We start from the raw sequence: 20,987 nt of genomic DNA, 5'->3' as shown, positions 1-20,987 counted from the left end.
GCCGTGCCGAGCCGCCGCCGCCGCCGCGCCAGGTGGCGACCGCCCGCCCCAGCGTCGGGGAGGGTGGCCCCCGGGGCATGCCGGTCGCCGGCCGGATCGCCCGCGATTTCGGCGATGCGACGGATGCCGGCCCGGCCCGCGGCGTCACCATCTCGGCCCCGCCGGGGGCCCGAGTCGTCTCCCCCTGCGCTGGCCGCGCCGTGTTTTCCGGGCCGTTCCGCAGTTATGGCCAATTGCTGATCGTCGATTGCGGGGAAGGGAACCACGTGGTCCTGGCCGGCTTCGACCGGCTGGACGCCGCCACCGGCGCCCGCCTGCTGCCCGGGGAGCCGGTCGGCGTGATGGGCGATGGCGGGCCGGCCGGCCGGCCGAGCCTCTATCTGGAACTCCGCCGCAACGGTCACCCGGCGGACCCCCGCCCCTGGCTGGCGGCCCGATCCTGAACATTCTGCAATCCGCTCCCCCAGTCGTGACGAAGCGGGGCGAATCGTGACGGCGTGACACAACCCCTGCTGCGCGCCGCGGCGCTTTGTTAGGCTTTTGGGCTCTGGTAGGCTTCCTGCCTCAACGCGGTATGCTGCGGCGTGGCGCTCTCCCGCCACGGGAAAGGATCGGATGGCGATGTTCAGCAAGGTGCGGATGGCGGGCGTGATCACGGCGGCCTTCGCCGCCGGCGTCGTGGCGGGGCCGATGGTCGCCGCCTGGGCGCAGGATGGAAGTCGCGCCGAGACCTACCGCCTGCTCAACCTTTTCGGCGACGTGTTCGAACGCGTGCGCGCCGAATATGTCGAACCGGTCAACGACCGCGACGTGATCGAGAATGCCATCCAAGGCATGCTCGCCGGGCTCGACCCGCATTCCTCCTACATGAATCCGCGCAGCTTCCGCGACATGCAGGTGCAGACGCGCGGCGAGTTCGGCGGCCTCGGCATCGAGGTCACGCAGGAGAATGGCTACGTCAAGGTCATCTCGCCGATCGACGACACTCCCGCCGCCCGCGCCGGCGTCCGCCCCGGCGACCTGATCACCCATCTCAACGGCCAGTCCACCCAGGGCCTGTCGCTGCAGGACGCGGTCGACCAGATGCGTGGCGAGCGCGGCAGCACGATCCGCATCACCATCCGCCGCGAAGGCACCGATCGCCCGATCGAGCTCGCCATCACCCGCGACGTCATCCGCCCGCAGGTGGCGCGCTTCCGGCTGGAAGGCAACGACATCGGCTATGTCCGCCTGACCTCCTTCAACGAGCAGACCGAGACCGCGCTACGCCGCGCCATCTCCACCATGCGCACCCAGGCGGGCGGCAATCTGCGCGGCATCATCCTCGACCTGCGCAACAACCCCGGCGGCTTGCTCGACCAGGCGGTGCAGGTCTCGGATGACTTCCTGGAACAGGGCGAAATCGTCTCGACGCGCGCCCGCCGCGCCGAGGATGCGCAGCGCTGGAACGCGCGGCCGGGCGACATCGCGCAGGGGCTGCCGATGGTCGTGCTGATCAATGGCGGCAGCGCCTCTGCCAGCGAGATCGTCGCCGGCGCGCTGCAGGATCATCGCCGCGCCTATGTCCTCGGCAGCCGCAGCTTCGGCAAGGGCAGCGTGCAGACCGTGATGCCGATCCCCGGCAACGGCGCCATCCGCCTGACCACGGCGCGCTACTACACGCCCTCCGGCCGCTCGATCCAGGCGACCGGCATCGATCCGGACGTCGAGGTGCTGGCGACCCGCGAAGCGGCCAATGAGCGGGGCGCGCGCGAGCGGGAGGCCGATCTGCGCCGCGCGCTGCGGAACGAGAATACCGGTGGTCCGGCGACCCCGCCGCCGCCGCCGCTGCCGCCGCTCAACCTGCCCTCCTCGATCACCGATCGCATTGCCCGCCTGCCGCCGGAAGGCGCGCCGGCCTTCGACCCGACCAAGCCGGAGACCGACTTCCAGCTCCAGCAGGCGCTGGTCCTGGTGCGTGGAGTCGCGACCCTGCCGCCTGGTCAGCGCCGCGCCTCCCGCTGACGGAAGCGGAGGAAAGGGGAGAACCCATGGCGTCCTGGCAGCAGCGCCTGCCTGGCTGGCGTGTTCTCGCGCTGGTCTGGGCGGTGCTGATCCTGGGCGTCGGCGGGACCGGCGCCTGGCTGAACCATCTCGGCCCGTTGCCGCGCCCGGTGGCGGAGGCGCCACCGGCTGCGCCGCAACCCGCCCCACGCCCGCATGCCGAAGCGCCGGCGCCCTCGCCGGAGCCGCCGCGCGCCGAGGCTCCAGTCCCAGCCCCGCCGCCGCATGCCGAAGCACCGGCGCCCGCACCGCCGCCGCCCCAGGCCGAGGCACCGGTCCTCGAGCCGCAGGCGCCGCGCGCCGAAGCACCAGCACCGCAGGCACCGGATCAGCCGGCAGCGGCCGGCCTACCTGTGGTGCCGGCCGCCGCCGACCCCGCTCTCATCGAGCCTGGCCGCTATGGCCCGCTGCCGCGCATCGGCCTCGACGGGCGCACCCCGATCCGCGCCTATGGCCGCGCCTTCGACCGCGGCAACACGCGCCCGCGCATCGCGGTCGTCATCGGCGATGTCGGCATGAACGCCGCCCAGGCGGATGAGGCGCTGCGCCGTCTGCCGCCGGAGATCGCGCTGGCGCTTTCGCCCTATGGTCACCGCCTGCCGCAGCTCGCCGCCCGGATCCGCGAACGTGGCACCGAGATCCTGGCCGCCATTCCGCTGGAACCCGCCGGCTATCCGTTGAATGACCCCGGCGACCGCGCGCTGCTGACCGCCCAGCCCCTGTCGGAGAATCTGGACCGGCTCGGCTGGGCATTGTCCCGCTTCCCCGCCTATGTCGGCGCCATCGGCGCCATCGGCGGCATGCGCGGCGAACGCTTCGCCCAGGTGCCGGAGCTGATCGGCGCCGTGCAGGACGCGCTGCGCGCCCGTGGCCTGCTCTACCTCGACCCGCGGCCCGGCAGCGGCAACCCGGCCCGCGCCTGGGGCCGCGGCGTCGACCTGGTCATCGACGAGCCCGCGACCCGGGGCGAGATCGAGCGCCGCCTGGCCGAGCTGGAGCGCATCGCACGCGAACGCGGCAGCGCCCTCGGCCTCGCCGGCAGCCCGACGCCGGTGCTGGTCGAGCGCCTGGCCAATTGGGCCGCGGGGCTCGATGCGAGTGGCCTGGCGCTGGTGCCGCCGACCGCGCTGATCCGCCGCCCCGAGGGCCTGGCGGACGCTACATCCACCCCGCCGCCCCGGACCCCATGACCGATCTGCCCTATCGCCCGAATGTCGGCGCCCTGCTGTTCAACGCGGAGGGCCTGATCCTGGTCGCGCGCCGCGCCGACATGCCGAATGCGGAAGGGGCGCCGGGCGGCTGGCAGTTGCCCCAAGGCGGCATGGACGAGGGCGAGGATCCGCGCATCGCCGTGCTGCGCGAGCTCGAGGAGGAAATCGGCACCAGCCGCGCCGAGATCATCGAAGAGCATCCGGAGTGGCTGACCTACGACCTGCCGCAGGAGCTGATCGGCGTGGCGCTGCGCGGCCAGTACCGCGGCCAGCGCCAGAAATGGTTCGCGCTGCGCTTTACCGGCCAGGATGGCGACATCCGCCTGGACCTCGACCCGCACCCGGAATTCGACGCCTGGCGCTGGGCGAGGCTGGCGGAGCTGCCGGCGATGGCGGTGGCCTTCAAGCGGGAGATCTATGAGCGGCTGGCGCGGGATTTCGCGCATCTGGCGGCATAGGCGAACCCCGCGCTCCTCGCCCGGGTCTCAGTGCCCGCTGGTGAGCTTGAGCCCGACGATGCCGGCCAGGATTAGCCCCGCGCTCGCCACCCGGGCCGCACTCGCGCTTTCGCCCAGCACCAGGATGCCGACCACGAAGGCGCCGACGGCGCCGATGCCGGTCCAGATCGCATAGGCGGTGCCGAGCGGCAGCACGCGCATGGCGGCCGCCAGCAGCCAGAAGCTCACCAGAGCGGTGACGATCGTCACCAGGCTCGGCCAGAGCCGCGAAAACCCGTCCGATTGCTTGAGCGAGAAGGACCAGACGACTTCGAACAGCCCGGCCAGCAGAAGCAGGATCCACGCCACGGTACACCTCCGTGTTCCCGGGCCGTCCCGCGTGCTTGTCCCGTTGGTGGGACCGAGGTCGTCCTCGCGCGGCCTATCTGGGTCCAGCGGCGGATGGGATCAAGGCAAACCCGCCGGTGGCAGATCAGCCCTGCAGCAGGCTGGTACCCGTCATCGCCGCGGGCTTTTCCAGCCGCATCAGCGCCAGCAGGGTCGGCGCCACATCCGCGAGCCGCCCCTCGCGCAGCGTCGCGCCGGCCGGCGCGCCCAGCAGCATGACCGGCACCGGGTTCGTGGTATGCGCTGTGTGCGGCCCGCCGGTCGCGGGGTCGCGCATCAGCTCGGCATTGCCGTGATCGGCGGTCACCAGCAGCGCGCCGCCCACGTCCCGGATCGCGGCGGCGATGGCGCCGAGGCCCTTGTCCACCGCTTCCACCGCCGCCGTCGCGGCGGCGAGGCTGCCGCTGTGGCCGACCATGTCGGCATTGGCGAAGTTCAGCACGATCAGGTCGTGCTTGCCGGAGCGGATCGCCTGGACCGCCGCCTCGGTCAGCGCCGGCGCCGACATTTCCGGCTGCAGGTCATAGGTCGCGACCTTGGGGGAGGGGATCATGATCCGCTCCTCACCCGCGAAGGGCGTCTCCTCGCCGCCGTTCAGGAAGTAGGTGACGTGCGGGTATTTCTCGGTCTCCGCCATGCGGAGCTGGCGGCGCCCGGCCTCGGCGACCACGGCGCCCAGGATCTCCGCCATGGATTGCGGCGGGAACAGCGTGGCGATGAAGGGGGCAAGCGCCTTGGAATAGGCGGTCATGCCGAGCGCCGCCGCGAATTTCGGCTGCCGTTTTACCTTGTAGCCGCCGAAGCCGGGGTCGAGCAGTGCCGCCAGCACCTCCCGCACGCGGTCGGCGCGGAAATTGAAGCAGAGCACGCCGTCGCCATCCTGCATGCCGGCGTAATCGCCGATCGCGGTCGCCGGCACGAACTCGTCGGATTTGTCCGCAGCATGCGCCGCCGCGACCGCGGCTTCTGCATCCGCAGCGCGGATGCCCTCGGCATCGACCATGACCGCGACCACCTGCGACACCCGCTCCCATCGGTTGTCGCGATCCATGGCGAAGTAGCGCCCGGTCACCGTCGCGATGCGCACGCCAGGCAGCGCCCGGATGTCGTTGATGAAGCGCGCCAAGTATTCCGGCGCCGCCCGTGGCGGCGTGTCGCGCCCGTCGGTGAAGCAGTGGATGGCGACCGGGATGCCGGCGGCGCTCAACTGCCGCGCCAGCGCCACCGCGTGGTCCTGATGCGCATGCACCCCGCCCGGGGAGAGCAGCCCCATCAGGTGGCAGGTGCCTCCGCTCTCCAGCATCGCCTCGATGAATTCGGTCAGCGCCGGCATGGCCCCGAGCGACCCGTCCTCGATCGCAGTGTCGATGCGCGGCAGGTCCTGCATCACGACGCGGCCGGCGCCGATATTGAGGTGCCCGACCTCCGAATTCCCCATCTGCCCCTCGGGCAACCCGACATCGCGGCCGGAGGTGTGCAGGAAGCTGTGCGGGCAGGATGTCCAGAGCGCGTCGAAGGCCGGTGTCTTCGCCTGGCGCACCGCATTGTCGGCGACTTCCTCCCGCCAGCCCCAGCCATCGAGGATGACGAGCATGACGGGACGGGGGGTGGGATCGGCGTTCGGCATCCTGCCGAGCTATTCTGCGGGGCCCGGCCGCGCAAGAGCCTGATCCATTCGCAAAGGCTTCCGGATCATGCTTTTGCCGCTTGTTTGATCGCGTGATTCAGATTTGTGGCCGATCCAGCCTTCCATCATCAGGCTCAGGGGGCCGCAGTCACGAGGGCAGCGGCGCCACCCCGAACAGCCAGGGATGCGCCAGCAACAGCGCCACCCAGAGCACGGCCCCGAGCACCACCGGCAGCATCAGCTCACCCGCCATCAGCCGGTTGCGCCCGGCCGCGATCGCACCGCCGGGCAGGATCGAGGTCGCCTCCAGCACGGAAGCGAAGCCCGCCGGGTCGCGCTTCGCGAGCTTGGCGTCGATCGAGGGCATGCCCGCCAGCGCCGTCACCGCGAAGGCGCCGAAGAACAGCAGGCCGGAGATCGTCCCGCTCACGGCCGCGTGCATCAGAGCCCAGAGCGCGAAGGACCAGAGCATGGGGTGCCGGGTCAGGCGCAGCATGCCCCGCGCCGTCGCCCCGTCGCCGCCGGTCATCGTCGGGTTCCGGACCGTGAGCGATCCGACGAAGAGCATGAAGGCCGGCAGCATCACCACCACCGCCAGCCAGCGCAGCCAGGACGGCGCGACCCAGAGCGGCGCCGAGGGCGCCGCCCGCCAGGCCCAGATCAGCAGGGCGATGGCGGCGAAGGAGGCGATCGAGAACCCGGCCTGGAACCCGCGCTCCCCGGTGCGGGCCACGATCGTCCCGCGCAGCCCGGTGCCGGCGACGCCGAGATGGAGCAGGACCCAGAGCAGGGCAGCGAGTACGAGCGGCAGCATCGTCAGGCCTCCTGGGGCCGGCGGTGCGTCGGCCGGCCGATTACCCCGGCACTCCAGAGCGCCGCCCAGACGGCGAGCGGCTGCAGCGCGAGTCGGAGCTGGAAATACCAGTCGGGCGCCGCTGAAAGCCCAGAAATTCCGGCCCCGCCGGTCAGGGCGTTGTGGATGTTTGCTGGGAAGACACAGATGAAATAGAGGCCGAGCGCGATCCCCGCCGCCCGACGCAGGTCTGGGACCAGCAGCCCGATGGCGCCGGCGATCTCGCAGATCCCGGTCCCCGCGACAATGGCTCCCGGCCAGGGCAGGGTGCCCGGCAGCATCGCCAGGTAGCGCACGGGGTTCGCGAGATGATCGGCCCCGAACAGCAGCAGGCCGAGGGCGAGCCCAAGCCGCAGCCGGGCCCGCCAGGTGGCGAGGCCCGGCGCGCCAAGCCGATGGGCCAGGGCGCCGAGGCCGGCGATTCCGCCGACCAGGCCGAAGAACAGCATCGGAAGGAGCCTCCTGCTTGCGTCGGTACTGCTGGCGCCGCATGTTGATGGTGCCAACATACCGCGTGAGTGGACGGTGTCAACATCGACTGCCTATCATCACGGCAATCTGCGTGCCGCCCTGATCGCGGCGGCCGAGGCGCTGCTCGAAAAGGCCGGACTCGAAGGGGTCTCGCTGCGGGAGGCGGCGCGCGCGGCCGGCGTCTCCCACAACGCGCCCTATCGCCATTTCCCGAGCCGGGAGGCGCTGCTGGCCGCGGTTGCCGCCGCCGGATTCGCGCGCCTGGCCGCCGCCATGGATACGGCCGAGCCTGGGTCGCGCGCCGCCTGCCGCGCCTATCTTGGCTTCGCAGCCGCTCATCCGGCGCTCTATCGCCTGATGTTCGGCCCGGGTCTCTCCAAGGATGCCCATCCCGAGCTGCGGGCCGCGGCCGGGGCGGCGATGCGCCCCCTACGCGCGATCAGCGCCGCCGGCGCGTCCCGCGAGGCTGCGGTCGGCGTCTGGGCGCTGCTGCACGGGCTCGCGGTCCTGCTTGCCGATGGCCAACTCGCCGACGACCTGGCCGCAAGGCCCGAGGAGCTCGCGGAGGTGGCGCTCGCGACCTATGGCGCTGGGCTGCGGGCCGCCGCGGCCGCACCGGGAAGCGGGTAATGGCCTTCGCGATCCGGCGCGCTACAACGGCATCGCCGGCCAATTTTCATCCGCGAAGGGTGTTGAATCTTCCCACGGAGCGTCCAGGCTCGGTTGCGGGTCCAGGAACCCTATGCTAATCGCCGCGCGCCGCCAGGGGCCGGGCTGATTGGCCGGTTTCCGCGTGGAAACCGCGCCATCCGTGGCGCCCAAAGCGCCGCAAGAACAGGACCGGGACCGCTCGTGGCCGCAATCGACCAGACCACCGCCTCCGCCCAGGCCCCGAACACCACGGGCCTCGCCGCGCGTTACGCGCTGGCGCTTCTGTCGCTGGCCGACGACGCCCGCCGCACCGATCCCGGTGCCATCGATCGCATCGCCGCCGATATCGACCGCCTCTTCGCCCTCTGGCGCGACGACGCCACCTTCCGTGCCTTCGTCTCCGACCCGCGCATCGATGCGGCCGCCCAGAAGCGCGGCGCCTTCGCGATCGTCGAGCGTGCGGGCATCGGTGCCGAGGTGCGCAACTTCGTCGGCGTGCTGATCGCCAATCGCCGTCTGCCGGCGCTGCCCGAAGTGGCCGCCGCCTTCGGTGCCCTGCTCGCCGCGCGCCGCGGCCAGCAGACTGCGGAGGTCACCAGCGCGCATGCGCTGACCGACGTGCAGCGTGCCGCCATCGCCGCGCGGCTTACTGATGCGGGCTATTCGGGCGTCCAGCTCGTCGAACATGTGGACGCGTCCATCCTGGGTGGGCTGATCGTGCGGATCGGCTCGCGCCTCTACGACAATTCCATCAAGTCCAAGCTGCAGCGCCTGCAGTACGCCATGAAGGGGGCCGCCTGATATGGACATTCGTCCCGCGGAAATCTCGGAAATCCTGAAGTCGCAGATCGCGAACTTCGACGCCGAGGCGAATGTGGCCGAGGTCGGCACGGTGCTGACGGTGGGCGACGGTGTCGCCCGCTGCTACGGCCTGCAGAACGTCATGGCCGGGGAGATGGTGGAGTTCCCAGGCGCCGGCATCCGCGGCATGGCGCTGAACCTCGAAAGCGACAATGTCGGCGTCGTCATCTTCGGTGACGACCGCGGCGTGCGCGAGGGCGACACCGTCAGCCGCACCGGCAACATCGTCGACGTCCCCGTCGGCAAGGGCCTGCTCGGCCGCGTCGTCGACGCGCTCGGCAACCCGATCGACGGCAAGGGCCCGATCGTGGCGACCGAGCGCCGCCTGATCGAGGTGAAGGCCCCCGGCATCATCCCGCGCAAGTCGGTGCATGAGCCGATGCAGACCGGGGTGAAGGCGATCGACGCGCTGATCCCGATCGGCCGCGGCCAGCGCGAGCTGGTCATCGGCGACCGCCAGACCGGCAAGACCGCTGTCATCGTCGACACGATCATCAACCAGAAGCCGATCAACGCTTCGGGCGACGAGAAGAAGAAGCTCTACTGCATCTACGTGGCGATCGGCCAGAAGCGCTCCACCGTGGCGCAGCTCGTCAAGACGCTCGAGGAGCAGGGCGCGCTGGAATACTCCATCATCGTCGCGGCCACCGCGTCCGACCCGGCGCCGATGCAGTACCTGGCCCCCTATGCCGGCTGCGCGATGGGCGAGTTCTTCCGCGACAACGGCATGCATGCGGTCATCTTCTACGACGACCTCTCGAAGCAGGCCGTCTCCTACCGTCAGGTGTCGCTGCTGCTGCGTCGCCCGCCGGGACGCGAGGCTTACCCGGGCGACGTCTTCTACCTGCATTCGCGCCTGCTGGAGCGCGCGGCGAAGATGAGCGACGATTTCGGCGCCGGCTCGCTGACCGCGCTGCCGGTCATCGAAACCCAGGCGGGCGACGTCTCGGCCTACATCCCGACCAATGTGATCTCGATCACCGACGGTCAGATCTTCCTCGAGACCGAGCTGTTCTTCAAAGGCATCCGCCCGGCGGTGAACGTCGGCATCTCGGTCAGCCGCGTCGGCTCCGCCGCCCAGGTCAAGGCGATGAAGCAGGTCGCCGGCAAGATCAAGCTGGAGCTGGCGCAGTACCGCGAGATGGCGGCCTTCGCGCAGTTCGCCTCCGATCTCGACGCGACGACGCAGGCCCTGTTGGCGCGCGGCGCGCGCCTGACGGAGCTCCTGAAGCAGCCGCAGTTCAAGCCGGTCCCGATCGAGGAGCAGGTGATCGCGCTGTTTGCCGGCACCCGCGGCTATCTCGACAAGATCACGGTCGCGCAGGTCGGCGAGTTCGAGCGCCGGCTGCTGGGCGAGATCAAGTCGGCGGCACCCGGGATCGTCGAGGCGATCCGCACCGAGCAGACCATCTCGGGCGACACGGAGAAGAAGCTGATCGCCTTCCTGGACAGCTTCGCCAAGTCCTTCGGCTGAGGCGGGGGTAGGGAAGCGAGGCCATGGCCACCCTGAAAGCGCTCCGCATGCGGATCAACAGCGTGAAGTCCACGCGCAAGATCACGCAGGCGATGAAGATGGTGGCGGCCGCCAAGCTGCGCCGCGCGCAGTCGCAGGCGGAAGCCGCGCGGCCCTACGCGGAGCGGATGGAGCGCATGCTCGCCGCCCTCGGCCAGGCCGTCGCGGGTTCGCCCGACGCGCCGAAGCTTCTTATCGGCACCGGTGCCGACACGGTGCACCTGCTGGTGGTGGTCACCGCCGATCGCGGCCTGGCCGGCCCCTTCAACACCGGTGTCGGCCGCTTCGCGCGCGCCCGCATCCGGGCGCTGGAGGCCGAGGGCAAGACGGTGAAGATCCTCTCCGTCGGCCGCAAGGGCGCCGTCTACCTGAAGCGCGAGTTCGGCTCCCGCTTCGTGGGCGAGATCAGCTACCAGGGCCGGAAGTCGGTCGGCTTCACGGATGCGCACGAGATCGCCGAGCGCATCACGGCGATGCTGGAAGCCGGCGAGTTCGACGTCTGCTCGCTGATCTACAACCGCTTCCGCAGCGTCATCACCCAGATCCCCTCCGAGCAGCGCCTGATCCCGGCGCCGCTGCCCGAGGCGACGGCGGAAGCCGCGACCGGCCCGCAGGCGCTCTATGAGTATGAGCCCTCGGAAGAGGACATCCTGGCGGCGCTGCTGCCGCAGAATCTCGGCGTGCAGATCTACCGCGCGATCCTCGAGAACACGGCGGGCTTCTACGGCGCGCAGATGAACGCGATGGACAGCGCGACGCGCAACGCCGGTGAGATGATCAACAAGCTCACGCTCAACTACAACCGCACGCGACAGGCCAACATCACCAAGGAGCTGATCGAGATCATCTCCGGTGCCGAGGCCCTCTGAGCAGGAACATGCACCCATGAAGAACAACGTCGGCAAGATCAGCCAGGTCCTCGGCGCCGTGGTGGACGTGCAGTTCCCGCAGGAGCTGCCGAACATCCTGAACGCGCTGACCACCAAGGTGGGCGACCGCACGCTGGTGCTGGAAGTGGCGCAGCACCTCGGCGAACGCACGGTCCGCACCATCGCGATGGACACCACCGACGGCCTGGTCCGCGGCCATGAGGTGGTGGACACCGGCGCCGGCATCTCGGTCCCCGTAGGCGCCGGCACGCTCGGCCGCATCCTCAACGTGCTGGGCGAGCCGATCGACGAGCGCGGCCCGGTCACCGCCGAGAAGCACTACGCCATCCATCGCCCCGCGCCGTCCTTCGAGGACCAGTCGACCTCGGCCGAGATCCTCGTCACCGGCATCAAGGTGATCGACCTGCTGGCGCCCTATCTGAAGGGCGGCAAGATCGGCCTGTTCGGCGGCGCCGGCGTCGGCAAGACCGTGACCATCCAGGAGCTGATCAACAACATCGCCAAGGGCCATGGCGGCGTCTCGGTCTTCGCCGGCGTCGGTGAGCGCACGCGCGAGGGCAACGACCTCTATCACGAGATGATCGATGCCGGCGTCATCAAGCTCGGCGAAGGCACCACCGAAGGCTCCAAGGTGGCGCTGGTCTATGGCCAGATGAATGAGCCGCCGGGCGCCCGCGCGCGCGTCGCCCTCTCCGGCCTCTCGCTCGCCGAGTATTTCCGCGATGAGCAGGGTCAGGACGTGCTCTTCTTCATCGACAACATCTTCCGCTTCACCCAGGCGGGCGCGGAAGTGTCGGCGCTGCTCGGCCGCATCCCCTCGGCGGTGGGCTATCAGCCGACGCTCGCCACCGACATGGGCGCGTTGCAGGAGCGCATCACCTCGACGAAGAAGGGCTCGATCACCTCGGTGCAGGCGATCTACGTGCCCGCCGACGATTTGACCGATCCGGCGCCGGCCACCTCCTTCGCCCACCTCGATGCGACCACGACGCTGAACCGCTCGATCGCCGAGCTCGGCATCTTCCCGGCCGTCGATCCGCTGGACAGCACCAGCCGCGCGATGGATCCGCGCATCGTCGGCGAAGAGCACTACAACACCGCCCGCGAAGTGCAGAAGATCCTGCAGACCTACAAGTCGCTGCAGGATATCATCGCGATCCTGGGCATGGACGAGCTCTCGGAAGAGGACAAGCTGATCGTGGCGCGCGCGCGCAAGATCCAGCGCTTCCTCAGCCAGCCCTTCCATGTGGCAGAGGTCTTCACCGGCACGCCGGGCGTCTTCGTGAAGCTGGAGGACACCATCCGCAGCTTCGCGGCGATCTGCCGCGGCGAATACGACCACCTGCCGGAAGCCGCCTTCTACATGGTCGGCACCATCGAGGAAGCCGCGAAGAAGGCCGAGAGCCTCAAGCAGGCGGCGTAGTTTTTTCGCCCTCAAGCGCCGGGCGCCGGCATCCGCCGGCTTGGCTTTCGCGCTGTTAGGGCGCATTGGCGGCTGAGGTTGGTCGCGCGCGGGCCGCAACTGCGGCCTCGGCCTGGGCGAAGTGCCCAGGCCGCAGGTTGCACCGGTTGGCCGGCCGCGCTGCAGGGAAAGGTTGATCGCATGGCTGGCACCTTCCAGCTCGAACTCGTCTCTCCGGCGAAGCTGCTGCTGAGCCGCCCGGTCGAGATGGCCGTCCTGCCCGCCGCCGAGGGCGAAATGGGCGTACTGGCCGGCCACGCGCCGATGATCGTCGCGCTGCGGGGCGGGGTCATCAGCGTCACCGAGGGCGGCCAGGTGACGGAGCGCCTCTTCGTCGCCGGCGGCTTCGCCGAGGTGACGCCGGAGCGCGTCACCGTGCTGGCCGATGAGGCGACGCCGGTCGAGCAGCTCTCCCGCAGCGCCGCCGAGGCGCGCGTGACGGAGGCGGAGGCGGCGCTCGCCGAAGCCCAGCTCGCGCCCCCGGAAAAGCGCGAGGCGGCCATGGCCCGCATGCTCTCCGCTCGCGCGATGGTGGCTGCGGCCGAGGCCGCCTGATACCTCTGCGCACATCTGCCGGCTTGAAACCTGGCGCCGTCCGCAGAACATTGCTCTGCGGGCGGCGCTCTCGTCTTGACCATGCGAGTCGCGCGCCGAACGACTGTACGGGGGCCGTATGAAGCACTGGCACATCGACCAGGTCGCCTGGGATCGCTTCGATCCCACCAAGGTCGATCCCGAGATCGTGCCGCTCGTGAAGGCGGCCGCGATGGTGGAACGCAACGCGAGCGACTACACCGCCTATCTGAACAGCGTCTTCCGCGACGATCCTGACTTCCGCCAGGCGGCCGACAACTGGGCGGTGGAGGAGATCCAGCATGGCGACGCGCTCGGCCGCTGGGGCATGTGCGCCGACCCGTCCTGGGATTTCGAGGCGGCCTTCGTCCGCTACCGCGCCGGCTTCAAGATCGAGGTCAATGCCGATGCCTCGATCCGCGGCTCCCGCACCGGCGAACTGATCGCCCGCTGCATGGTGGAGACCGGCACCAGCAGCTACTACACCGCCCTCGGCGACGCGACCCAGGAGCCGGTCCTGAAGGAGGTCTGCCGCCTGATCGCGGCCGACGAATACCGCCATTTCAAGCTCTTCTACGACCACATGAAGCGCTACCTGGCGCGGGAGAACCTCTCCTTCATGAAGCGCCTCAGGGTGGCCGCCGGCCGCATTGGCGAATCGGAGGATGACGAGCTCGCCTATGCCTATTATTGCGGCAATGAGAGCGAGGACCTGCCCTACGATCATCAGCGCTGCATCGCCGCCTATATGGGCCGCGCCATGGGCTTCTATCGCTTCCGGCACATCGAGCGCAGCACCGGCATGGTGTTCAAGTCGATCGGGCTGGAGCCGCGCGGGCGCCTGGCCGACCTGGCCGCCCGGGGCGCCTGGCGGCTGCTGCAATGGCGCCGGGAGCGCTATGTCGCCGCCCTGCGCAAGGCCGCGAACGAGAATGCCGCGCCGCCGCTGGCCGAGGCGGCCTGAAACCGTCGGGTGATTGTTGCGTTGCTCCTCCGATGCCGCGCTGGGCGGCATTTCAGAGGAGAACAGCACGATGCGCCTTATGCATGGCTCCCTCATCGCGTCCGCCTTGGCGCTTGGCCTGGTCGCCTGCGCCGATCAGCGGACCAGCAGCCGCAGCGACCCGCCAGGTACCGCGGCGGAGCGCGCCTATGACCGCGCCGCCGGCACAAACGCATCCGGCGCCTATCCGCGCCAGTCGGACGGCATGCCGGGCAATCCGCCGGGCACCGCAGTCCAGCGCACCTATGACCGCGCCACCGACAGCAACACCTCAGGCGCCTACCCGCAGCGCCGCTGAGCCTGCCAACAAAGCTCATGAGGCCGACCCGGGGCGGCCCGCGATGCGGGTGGCCCTGGTGATGAACCTGAACTCCGGCACCCTCTCCGGCATGATAGCGCCGGGGGAGGTGTTGGCTCGGGCGTTGGAAGCGGCCGGCTTCATCCTGGCTTCACCGCCGGATGCGAGCCGGACCTTTGATGACCAGCTCGCCACGGCGATGGCCGCGGCACCGGATGCAGTCTTTGTCGCCGGCGGGGATGGCAGTATCGCGGCAGCCGCAGCGCGGCTGGCCGATAGCGGGATCGCGCTCGGCATCCTGCCCGGCGGCACCATGAATCGCATGGCCACACGCATCGGCCTGCCCGCCACGCCGGAGGCCGCGATCGCGGCGTTGGCCGGGCCGCGCATCGCTTACCTGGCCATGGCCAAGGCCAACGGACGTCCCTTCCTCTACCAATCCATCATCGGCCCGCCGGCCCGCCTGGTCCGCTTCCGTGAGATGCAGCGGGGCGCCGGGCTGCGCGGCTGGATCCCGCTGGCGCTCGCGGGGCTGCGGGCATTACTGCGGCCGCGAAGGGGCGGGCTGCGGCTGACCGCGCCGGGGTATCGGCGGGTGCGCGCTTCCGTTGCCGTCATCAGCACCCCGGAGACGATCGAAGACCCGTCGCTGCGCGTCGAGGCGGTCACCCGCCACACCGCCTGGACCAAGCTTCGCCAATTGCTGCGCTGGATGCGGGGCGCGCTGTCCGGGGACCCGGACGTGATCTCGATCGCCACCTCGCATCTGGTGGTGTCCGGCCGTGGCGCCCTGCTGCGCCTCACCTTGGATGGAGAGCTGGCACTGCTCCGCGCGCCGGTTCGCATCCGGTTGCGCCCCGATGCCTTGCGGGTGTTGTTGCCGGCGCGATGATCCGCATCGCGCATCTCTCGGACGTCCATTTCGGTGCGCATCGCCCCGAAAGGCTCGACGGCTTGATGGCCGATATCATCGAGGCGGCGCCGGATGCCATCGCCGTCAGCGGTGATCTGACACAGAACGCCCGCGTGCTGGAGTTCGAGGCGGCCGCCGCCTTCCTGCGTGCGCTGCCGGCGCCCACGGTCGTGGTGCCCGGCAACCACGACATCCCACGCCTCGATCTGCGCGCCCGTTTCATGGAGCCGCGCGCCCGCTGGCGCCACCACCTGGGCGCGGAGACCGAACCGACACTGCTGCTGGATGGCCCGGCGAACAGATCCACGCCCCCGGGTGATGCCGCCCTTCAGCGATCTGCTCCGAACGGCGTCGCACTGCTCGGGCTCGACACGGTCCGGCGCGCGCAATGGCATCTCGACTGGTCGGCCGGCGGCATCTCCGCCGGGCAGCGGCTGCGGCTGGCGGCACGGCTGGCGATGATCGGCGACCGGCTGCCCGTGCTGGTCGCGCATCACCCGCTGCGCAACCCACCCGAGATGGCGCGCACCCGCATGCTGCCGCACGGCCATCGCGCGCTTCGCGCCATGCTCCGCGCCGCCGGCGTCCGGGTGGTGCTCTGCGGCCATCTCCACCAGGCCGCCGTGCTCCGCGATGGCAGCCCGGCCATGGTGATCGCCGCCAGCGGCATCTCGCACCGGGTGCCGGAGGCGGCCAATGGCTGGAACCTGCTGCACATCGATGCCGGGCAGATCACCGTCGAGCGGCGCGGCTTCCGCCGCGGGCGCTGGGGCGCCGTCGGAAGTGACGTGCTTCCTTGAGCGTGATCGCCTGAGGTGGAATCACCGAAAAGCGCGAATCACGCGATCAACAAATTGCCTGGATGTGGCGACTGTCAGGTCGATTTCGGGGATCGCCGGATGATCCGCCAGCGTGCTGCCGATCGTTCTGGCGCGGTGCGCCGCGGGCGCGCGAAGCGGGCGCCATCCTCCATCTTCACCAGATGCAGGGTGCGGCTATGGAAGGCGTCGAGCCCCGGCCGATGGCCGATCGAGACCACAGCCGCATCCGGCAGCGCCTCGAGGAGAAGCTCCATCATCTGGTCCTGGTTCGCCTCATCGAGTGCTGCCGTCGCCTCGTCGAGGAAGATCCAGCGCGGCTTGTGAAGCAGCAACCGTGCGAAGGCGAGGCGCTGCTGCTCCCCGAGCGACAGCACCCGATCCCAGCGCTCCTCGTCACCGAGCCGCTCCAGAAGAGCGCCGAGCCCGACGCGCTCCAGCGCCGCCTTCTGCTCCGCTTCGGGAATGTCGGCGGGTGGACGGGGATAGCAGAGCGCGGTGGCCAGCGTGCCGAGCGGCAGATAGGGCCGCTGCGGCAGGAAGGCCATGGCGTCGCGCGGTGGGATGACGATCTCGCCGCTGCCCCAGGGCCAGATGCCGCCGATGGCGCGGAACAGCGTCGATTTGCCGCTGCCCGATTCACCCCGGATGAGCACCCGCTCGCCGAGCGCGATCTCGGCCGAAGCGCCGTCGATCACGGTGGTACCGTCGGCGAAGGCGATCTGCAGATCCTCGAAGGCAAGCCGCTCCTCGGCACCTTGCGGCGTCTCCGTGATGGTGATCGTCGGGATCTCGCGTGCGCTGTGCAGTTCGTCCAGATCCTCGAGCGCATCGGTGAAGGTGACAAGGCGGGAGGTGGCGCTGCGCCATTCGGCGATGCGCGGAAAATTGTCGACGAACCAGTTGAGCGAGGCCTGCACCTGGCCGAAGGCGGCGCCGATCTGCATCAGCCCGCCGAGCGAGATCGCGCCGGAGAAATAGGCGGGGGAGGCGACCACCGTCGGGAAGATCATGGCCAGCGTGCCGTAGGCGCTGGTCAGCCACATCAGGTTGCGCTGGCTGCGCATCAGGGCACGCACCGCGTCCCTGACCTTGCCGAACAGGGCCTCGACGCCGCGGCGTTCATCCGCCTCGCCACGGATCAGCGCGATGCTCTCCCCGCTTTCGCGCGCCCGGGTAAGGCCGAAACGCAGATCGGCCTCGGCGGTCGTGCGACGGACATTGATGCCGACCAGCGGTCGGCCGACCAGATAGGTCAGCGAGGACCCGATCAATGCATAGAGCAGCGCCGCCCAGACCATGTAGCCGGGAATCTCGAATGCGATTCCGCCGAGCGCGAGCGGCAGCGCCCCAGACAACGACCACAGGATGCCGATGAAGGCGATCAGCGTTGAGAGTGAGATCAGCAGGCCGAGCGTGAACTCGACTGCGAGTTCGGTCGAGACGCGCACATCCTCAGCGATGCGCTGGTCCGGATTGTCGGCCGCGAAGTCACCCATCTCGAGCTGATAGTGGCGCCCGTCGCGCAGCCAGTGGCCGGTCAGCCGCCGGGTCAGCCATTCGCGCCAGTTGATCTGGATGAGCTGCTTTAGATAGAGCTGATAGACGGAGCAGACCATCGAGACGGCGGCGAGGGCGAGGAAGACCAGGATCTGGTCCGTGAAGGCGGCTGAGTCGCGCCGGTCCAGCGCATTGAAGAAATCGCGGTTCCAGATGTTGAAGCGGATCTGGATCGCCACCTGCGCCATGGTCAGCAGGAAGACGCCGATGATGAGCCAGCGCGCGGCGCCCCGGTCCGGGGCGGTCAGCCAGGCGCGTGTCCAGCGCCGGAAGCCGCGCAAATCCGGCGTGGCGGGCCGGCTGCGGCCGGCATCGGCGACCGTCTCGGTCATGTCCCGGTCCTCGGGTTGTGCACATGCGGTGCGAGAGGACCGCGGAGGAATACTGGCCGGCCCCGCGCCTTGGCGGGAAGGAACGGGGCCGAAGCCCCGTCAGGCCCAGCCGCGGCCGGCGACCAACGAGATCACGAACAACACCAGGAAGATGACGAACAGCACCTTGGCGATGCCGCTGGCTGCCGAGGCAACGCCACCGAAGCCAAGGATGCCGGCAACGAGGGCGATGACCAGGAAGACCAGGGTCCAGTACAGCATGGGAGTTCCTCCGACTGCGTTCGACGCTTATCAACGCGGCGTCGAAGCTGGGGTTGCCGCCGCACGCTGCGGTTCCGGATGTATGAACGCCGCCCCGGTTGGCCGGGGCGGCGTCCTCCGCGATTCCGTGGCGGGCGTCCGGATCAGTGCCGGCGCTCCCACTCCTTCATCTGTTCCTCGGCTTTTTCCTTGGTGATGCCGTAGCGTTCCTGGATGCGGCCCAGGAGCTGATCGCGCTTGCCGCCGGCGACCGTCAGGTCGTCGTCGGTGAGCTTGCCCCATTGCTCGCGGGCCTTGCCCGCGAATTGCTTCCAGTTGCCGGCGACTTGGTCCCAGTTCATGGCTTCTCCTCTCGTTTCGGCGCATCGGCGCCGTGCGGGAGGGAAACGCCCGCCGCGCATGGGCGGTTGCCCGCGCCCATGCGGGTTCAGGCGATCGGCGGGCGCCCGGCGGTGATTGCCTGATAGGTCGCAATCGCCAGTGCCAGCGGCTCGAAGGGTTTGCTGATGATGAAGGCCGGCTCGGCGCGCTCGGCGGTCAGCAGCCGCTCGGGATAGGCGGTGACGAAGATCACCGGCACCTTCAGCGTCTGCTGGATGCGCGCCACCGCAACGCTGCCGTCGCCGCCGCGCCCGAGATTGATGTCGGCGAGGATCAGCCCCGGCTGCCGGTTCGCTGCCAGCCGGATCGCCTCCGTCTCGCTGGCGGCGATGCCGACGACGCGGTGGCCGCAGGCCTCGATCAGGCGCTGCACGTCCATCGCGATGATCGGCTCGTCCTCGATCACCAGCACATCGGTCGCGGTGACGGCGCGAAGTGCGCCGCGCGCCGCCTCCGCTTCCTGCTGCGCCTCGGCCTCGTCGAGCCCGAGGACGCGGCCGGCATCGGCCACGCTCAGATCCTCGAGCGCGGTCAGCAGCAGCAACTGCCGCTGACGCTGGGAGAGCTGCGCCTGCTCGCCCTCAGGCGGCGGTGCATTGCGGGCGACCGCGGCATAGAGCGCAAGGCGCCCCGGAAGTGTCGGGGAGAGGCCGGCCTTGATCGCCTCGGCGACCAGCGCGTCGCCAGTGGTCTGGTCCCCGGTCAGGGCGCGGGCGAAGCGCCGCGCCTGCGGCAGGGTGCGCAGCAACTCGGCCTGGGTGGCGACGTTCATCTTGGCACCTCTGAAAGCACCGTTATGGTCGGGATCATGGTAGTCTTGTTCCAGGACGGGCGTCTTGGCCGCAATAGCGGCTGCGCCGGTGATCGCCGCTGATGATGGATTCGGCCACCGCCTTCCGGAAGGCGCTGGTGCCGGTGGTGCCGTCGTTGCGTGCCTTCGCACGGTTCCTGGCATCGGATGCAGTGCGGGCCGACGACCTGGTGCAGGAGACGCTGCTGCGCGCCCTGGCCGCCGAACACCAATGGCAGCCCGGGACGGAGCTGCGGGCCTGGTGCTTCCGCATCCTGCGCAACCTGTATCTGGAGCAGGGGCGACGGCGGGCCACTGAAAGCCGCGCCCTCGGCCGGCTGGACCGGGCGGCGCGAGCGCCAGCCAGCCAGCAGCATGCCGCCGACCTCGACGACCTCGACCGGGCCATGCGCGACCTGCCGGAGGGGCAGCGGGAGGCGCTGATCCTGGTCGGCGCCCATGGCTTTTCCGTCGAAGAGGCGGCCGAGATCTGCGGCGTAGCGCCGGGCACCATCAAGGCACGTACGTCCCGAGCCCGCGCAGCGCTTGCGCGGCGCTACCGTGGGGAGTGAAGAGAGGCACCGCGGCCTGGGGATGGGGCATCGCAATACCCAATGTTCGGCGCGAACCCAGGTTGCGGCCGGCGCGATCGTTTCGGCAAACATTATCGTGATGTCGATCCGGCACCGATCTGGGCCTCCCGGCGCAACCGGCCTCGCGCCTCGTGCATTGACCCAGCATGATGAAGCACAGCGAAACCCTTCCCGTGGCGCCGACTGCCGAAGCCGGCCAGGACGTCGCCTTCAGCTTCCATGACGCGCTGGTCGCGGCGCTGCCGCGGCTCCGGGTCCAGGCGATGTCCCTGACCCGCAACCGCGCCGATGCCGACGACCTGGTCCAGGCCGCGGTGACCAATGCGCTCGCCGCGCAGCATAGCTTCACCCCGGGCACCAACTTCCAGGCCTGGATGTTCCGCATCCTCCGCAACCGCTTCCTGTCGGACCGCCGCCGCGACCGCGACACGGTGGAGATGGATGACGCGCCGCCGGCCGCCGTCGCCCGTCCCGCCGGCCAGGAGGACAGCTATGCGGTTGGCGAGCTGCGCCGCAACATGGTCCGGCTGCCTGCCGACCAGCGATCCGCGCTGGTGATGGTGGCGGTCCAAGGCATGTCCTACGAGGCGGTGGCGGACGCCATGGGCTGTGCCGTCGGCACCGCCAAGTGCCGCGTCTTCCGGGCGCGCCGGCAGCTCGAGATCTGGATGCTGGGCGAGGACGAGAGCCGCCGGGCAGGACCTGCCCGCATCGCCGCTGGCGCGGCGCGGGCGCGTGGGGCTAAGGTTGGCAGCCCTCGCGGCAAGGACGCGATGGAGCCATCCCGGCACTGGATCTGATGGACGACGCTCCCGACAGCAAGCAACCCCCGGAGAAGCCGATGCCGCGGATCGCCGCGCGTCAGGGTAAGAGGGCGGTTCCCGACGCGGCCTTCGACCTCTGGCTGCGGCGTGGCCTGCACGCGATGTATGACGATGTTGCACGCGAGCCGGTGCCGGAGGAGTTGCTGAAGCTGATCGAGCAGGACCGACAGAAATGACTGCTGGCGGACCGGCTGCGGCCGGCCGCCTCTCCGTT

General features: G+C 70.0%; 25 protein-coding genes. 17 read left to right on the top strand and 8 right to left on the bottom strand.

All coding sequences use genetic code 11. The features are described 5' to 3' along the window. The 4 genes from GXW71_RS28115 to GXW71_RS28100 form a co-directional block, all read left to right on the top strand. Window positions 1-443: murein hydrolase activator EnvC family protein (locus GXW71_RS28115; RefSeq protein WP_211856026.1), on the top strand; the 443-nt coding region annotated here is incomplete at its 5' end. 172 nt (window positions 444-615) lie between these two features. After that, window positions 616-2,004 carry a S41 family peptidase gene (locus tag GXW71_RS28110; RefSeq protein WP_211856025.1) on the top strand — a complete coding sequence of 463 codons (1,389 nt, stop codon included), beginning with the start codon at window positions 616-618 and terminating at the stop codon, window positions 2,002-2,004. A 26-nt stretch (window positions 2,005-2,030) separates the two neighbouring features. Further along, entirely contained in the window at window positions 2,031-3,233 is a 1,203-nt protein-coding gene (locus GXW71_RS28105) for a divergent polysaccharide deacetylase family protein (RefSeq protein ID WP_211856024.1), read from the top strand. Further along, on the top strand, window positions 3,230-3,712 hold the full coding sequence (locus GXW71_RS28100; RefSeq protein ID WP_211856023.1) for an RNA pyrophosphohydrolase: 483 nt from the start codon (window positions 3,230-3,232) through the stop codon (window positions 3,710-3,712). Before GXW71_RS28105 ends, GXW71_RS28100 begins: the two co-directional genes overlap by 4 nt. A 27-nt stretch (window positions 3,713-3,739) precedes the next feature. Here the strand turns inward: GXW71_RS28100 and sugE are convergent, their stop codons facing one another. The 4 genes from sugE to GXW71_RS28080 all read right to left on the bottom strand — a co-directional run bounded on the left by sugE (window position 3,740) and on the right by GXW71_RS28080 (window position 7,028). Further along, the gene (gene sugE / locus GXW71_RS28095; RefSeq protein ID WP_211856022.1) at window positions 3,740-4,060 is read right to left on the bottom strand and encodes a quaternary ammonium compound efflux SMR transporter SugE; all 321 of its coding nucleotides are present in this window, start codon (window positions 4,058-4,060) and stop codon (window positions 3,740-3,742) included. A 124-nt stretch (window positions 4,061-4,184) separates the two neighbouring features. Then, window positions 4,185-5,726: a 2,3-bisphosphoglycerate-independent phosphoglycerate mutase gene (gpmI, locus tag GXW71_RS28090; RefSeq protein ID WP_246526958.1), complete on the bottom strand. Its 1,542-nt coding sequence runs from the start codon at window positions 5,724-5,726 to the stop codon at window positions 4,185-4,187. Between the two features lie 148 nt (window positions 5,727-5,874). Further along, entirely contained in the window at window positions 5,875-6,540 is a 666-nt protein-coding gene (locus GXW71_RS28085; RefSeq protein WP_211856021.1) for an NnrU family protein, read from the bottom strand. 2 nt (window positions 6,541-6,542) lie between these two features. Beyond that, a complete protein-coding gene (locus tag GXW71_RS28080; RefSeq protein WP_211856020.1) occupies window positions 6,543-7,028 on the bottom strand; it encodes a DoxX family protein in 486 nt (161 codons plus the stop codon). 76 nt (window positions 7,029-7,104) lie between these two features. Between GXW71_RS28080 and GXW71_RS28075 the strand changes: the two genes are divergently transcribed. The 10 genes from GXW71_RS28075 (at window position 7,105) to GXW71_RS28030 (ending at window position 16,014) form a co-directional block, all read left to right on the top strand. Continuing rightward, a complete protein-coding gene (locus tag GXW71_RS28075; protein WP_211856019.1) occupies window positions 7,105-7,680 on the top strand; it encodes a TetR/AcrR family transcriptional regulator in 576 nt (191 codons plus the stop codon). A gap of 222 nt (window positions 7,681-7,902) precedes the next feature. Beyond that, window positions 7,903-8,502 (top strand): ATP synthase F1 subunit delta, encoded by a 600-nt coding sequence (gene atpH, locus GXW71_RS28070; RefSeq protein ID WP_367615935.1) that lies wholly within the window; start codon window positions 7,903-7,905, stop codon window positions 8,500-8,502. Between the two features lies 1 nt (window position 8,503). Further along, window positions 8,504-10,036, top strand: a complete 1,533-nt coding sequence (gene atpA, locus GXW71_RS28065) for a F0F1 ATP synthase subunit alpha (protein WP_211856018.1) — start codon at window positions 8,504-8,506, stop codon at window positions 10,034-10,036. A 23-nt stretch (window positions 10,037-10,059) separates the two neighbouring features. After that, complete coding sequence (locus GXW71_RS28060) at window positions 10,060-10,944, top strand: F0F1 ATP synthase subunit gamma (RefSeq protein WP_211856017.1); 885 nt, start codon at window positions 10,060-10,062, stop codon at window positions 10,942-10,944. Window positions 10,945-10,960: 16 nt separating this feature from the next. Continuing rightward, window positions 10,961-12,388, top strand: coding sequence for a F0F1 ATP synthase subunit beta (atpD, locus tag GXW71_RS28055; RefSeq protein WP_246526956.1), 1,428 nt, complete (start codon window positions 10,961-10,963; stop codon window positions 12,386-12,388). Window positions 12,389-12,568: 180 nt separating this feature from the next. Further along, window positions 12,569-12,982, top strand: a complete 414-nt coding sequence (atpC, locus tag GXW71_RS28050; RefSeq protein WP_211856015.1) for an ATP synthase F1 subunit epsilon — start codon at window positions 12,569-12,571, stop codon at window positions 12,980-12,982. A gap of 118 nt (window positions 12,983-13,100) precedes the next feature. Next, window positions 13,101-13,964: a ferritin-like domain-containing protein gene (locus GXW71_RS28045; protein ID WP_211856014.1), complete on the top strand. Its 864-nt coding sequence runs from the start codon at window positions 13,101-13,103 to the stop codon at window positions 13,962-13,964. A 70-nt stretch (window positions 13,965-14,034) separates the two neighbouring features. Further along, window positions 14,035-14,301: a hypothetical protein gene (locus GXW71_RS28040; protein ID WP_211856013.1), complete on the top strand. Its 267-nt coding sequence runs from the start codon at window positions 14,035-14,037 to the stop codon at window positions 14,299-14,301. Between the two features lie 43 nt (window positions 14,302-14,344). Then, a complete protein-coding gene (locus GXW71_RS28035) occupies window positions 14,345-15,193 on the top strand; it encodes a diacylglycerol/lipid kinase family protein (protein WP_211856012.1) in 849 nt (282 codons plus the stop codon). Then, window positions 15,190-16,014 (top strand): metallophosphoesterase family protein, encoded by an 825-nt coding sequence (locus GXW71_RS28030; protein ID WP_211856011.1) that lies wholly within the window; start codon window positions 15,190-15,192, stop codon window positions 16,012-16,014. Before GXW71_RS28035 ends, GXW71_RS28030 begins: the two co-directional genes overlap by 4 nt. Window positions 16,015-16,088: 74 nt before the next feature. Here the strand turns inward: GXW71_RS28030 and GXW71_RS28025 are convergent, their stop codons facing one another. The 4 genes from GXW71_RS28025 to GXW71_RS28010 form a co-directional block, all read right to left on the bottom strand. Then, window positions 16,089-17,924: an ABC transporter ATP-binding protein/permease gene (locus tag GXW71_RS28025; protein WP_211856010.1), complete on the bottom strand. Its 1,836-nt coding sequence runs from the start codon at window positions 17,922-17,924 to the stop codon at window positions 16,089-16,091. A gap of 99 nt (window positions 17,925-18,023) precedes the next feature. Continuing rightward, window positions 18,024-18,185 carry a DUF1328 domain-containing protein gene (locus GXW71_RS28020; RefSeq protein ID WP_211856009.1) on the bottom strand — a complete coding sequence of 54 codons (162 nt, stop codon included), beginning with the start codon at window positions 18,183-18,185 and terminating at the stop codon, window positions 18,024-18,026. A 143-nt stretch (window positions 18,186-18,328) separates the two neighbouring features. After that, window positions 18,329-18,526, bottom strand: a complete 198-nt coding sequence (locus GXW71_RS28015; RefSeq protein WP_211856008.1) for a CsbD family protein — start codon at window positions 18,524-18,526, stop codon at window positions 18,329-18,331. A gap of 86 nt (window positions 18,527-18,612) precedes the next feature. After that, complete coding sequence (locus GXW71_RS28010) at window positions 18,613-19,338, bottom strand: PhyR family response regulator anti-anti-sigma factor (RefSeq protein ID WP_211856007.1); 726 nt, start codon at window positions 19,336-19,338, stop codon at window positions 18,613-18,615. 101 nt (window positions 19,339-19,439) lie between these two features. Between GXW71_RS28010 and GXW71_RS28005 the strand changes: the two genes are divergently transcribed. From GXW71_RS28005 to GXW71_RS27995, 3 genes are all read left to right on the top strand, one after another. Then, window positions 19,440-19,928 carry a sigma-70 family RNA polymerase sigma factor gene (locus GXW71_RS28005; protein ID WP_246526955.1) on the top strand — a complete coding sequence of 163 codons (489 nt, stop codon included), beginning with the start codon at window positions 19,440-19,442 and terminating at the stop codon, window positions 19,926-19,928. 170 nt (window positions 19,929-20,098) lie between these two features. Continuing rightward, window positions 20,099-20,749, top strand: a complete 651-nt coding sequence (locus GXW71_RS28000) for a sigma-70 family RNA polymerase sigma factor (RefSeq protein WP_211856029.1) — start codon at window positions 20,099-20,101, stop codon at window positions 20,747-20,749. Between the two features lie 41 nt (window positions 20,750-20,790). Then, entirely contained in the window at window positions 20,791-20,949 is a 159-nt protein-coding gene (locus GXW71_RS27995; protein ID WP_281417436.1) for a NepR family anti-sigma factor, read from the top strand. Window positions 20,950-20,987: the final 38 nt, after the last annotated feature.

This window comes from Plastoroseomonas hellenica (assembly GCF_018129085.1).
Taxonomy (GTDB): domain Bacteria; phylum Pseudomonadota; class Alphaproteobacteria; order Acetobacterales; family Acetobacteraceae; genus Plastoroseomonas; species Plastoroseomonas hellenica.
This window is presented reverse-complemented; position numbering and strand designations above follow the sequence as displayed.

Coding starts and splice junctions, on each gene's coding strand:
- GXW71_RS28020 (WP_211856009.1), bottom strand. CDS start 18,185: ATGCTGTACTGGACCCTGGTCTTCCTGGTCATCGCCCTCGTTGCCGGC.
- GXW71_RS28045 (WP_211856014.1), top strand. CDS start 13,101: ATGAAGCACTGGCACATCGACCAGGTCGCCTGGGATCGCTTCGATCCC.
- GXW71_RS28015 (WP_211856008.1), bottom strand. CDS start 18,526: ATGAACTGGGACCAAGTCGCCGGCAACTGGAAGCAATTCGCGGGCAAG.
- atpC (WP_211856015.1), top strand. CDS start 12,569: ATGGCTGGCACCTTCCAGCTCGAACTCGTCTCTCCGGCGAAGCTGCTG.
- GXW71_RS28010 (WP_211856007.1), bottom strand. CDS start 19,338: ATGAACGTCGCCACCCAGGCCGAGTTGCTGCGCACCCTGCCGCAGGCG.
- GXW71_RS28100 (WP_211856023.1), top strand. CDS start 3,230: ATGACCGATCTGCCCTATCGCCCGAATGTCGGCGCCCTGCTGTTCAAC.
- GXW71_RS28025 (WP_211856010.1), bottom strand. CDS start 17,924: ATGACCGAGACGGTCGCCGATGCCGGCCGCAGCCGGCCCGCCACGCCG.
- GXW71_RS28110 (WP_211856025.1), top strand. CDS start 616: ATGGCGATGTTCAGCAAGGTGCGGATGGCGGGCGTGATCACGGCGGCC.
- GXW71_RS28085 (WP_211856021.1), bottom strand. CDS start 6,540: ATGCTGCCGCTCGTACTCGCTGCCCTGCTCTGGGTCCTGCTCCATCTC.
- gpmI (WP_246526958.1), bottom strand. CDS start 5,726: ATGCCGAACGCCGATCCCACCCCCCGTCCCGTCATGCTCGTCATCCTC.
- GXW71_RS27995 (WP_281417436.1), top strand. CDS start 20,791: ATGCCGCGGATCGCCGCGCGTCAGGGTAAGAGGGCGGTTCCCGACGCG.
- GXW71_RS28105 (WP_211856024.1), top strand. CDS start 2,031: ATGGCGTCCTGGCAGCAGCGCCTGCCTGGCTGGCGTGTTCTCGCGCTG.
- atpD (WP_246526956.1), top strand. CDS start 10,961: ATGAAGAACAACGTCGGCAAGATCAGCCAGGTCCTCGGCGCCGTGGTG.
- GXW71_RS28060 (WP_211856017.1), top strand. CDS start 10,060: ATGGCCACCCTGAAAGCGCTCCGCATGCGGATCAACAGCGTGAAGTCC.
- GXW71_RS28080 (WP_211856020.1), bottom strand. CDS start 7,028: ATGCTGTTCTTCGGCCTGGTCGGCGGAATCGCCGGCCTCGGCGCCCTG.
- GXW71_RS28035 (WP_211856012.1), top strand. CDS start 14,345: ATGCGGGTGGCCCTGGTGATGAACCTGAACTCCGGCACCCTCTCCGGC.
- GXW71_RS28030 (WP_211856011.1), top strand. CDS start 15,190: ATGATCCGCATCGCGCATCTCTCGGACGTCCATTTCGGTGCGCATCGC.
- atpA (WP_211856018.1), top strand. CDS start 8,504: ATGGACATTCGTCCCGCGGAAATCTCGGAAATCCTGAAGTCGCAGATC.
- GXW71_RS28005 (WP_246526955.1), top strand. CDS start 19,440: ATGATGGATTCGGCCACCGCCTTCCGGAAGGCGCTGGTGCCGGTGGTG.
- GXW71_RS28040 (WP_211856013.1), top strand. CDS start 14,035: ATGCGCCTTATGCATGGCTCCCTCATCGCGTCCGCCTTGGCGCTTGGC.
- GXW71_RS28000 (WP_211856029.1), top strand. CDS start 20,099: ATGAAGCACAGCGAAACCCTTCCCGTGGCGCCGACTGCCGAAGCCGGC.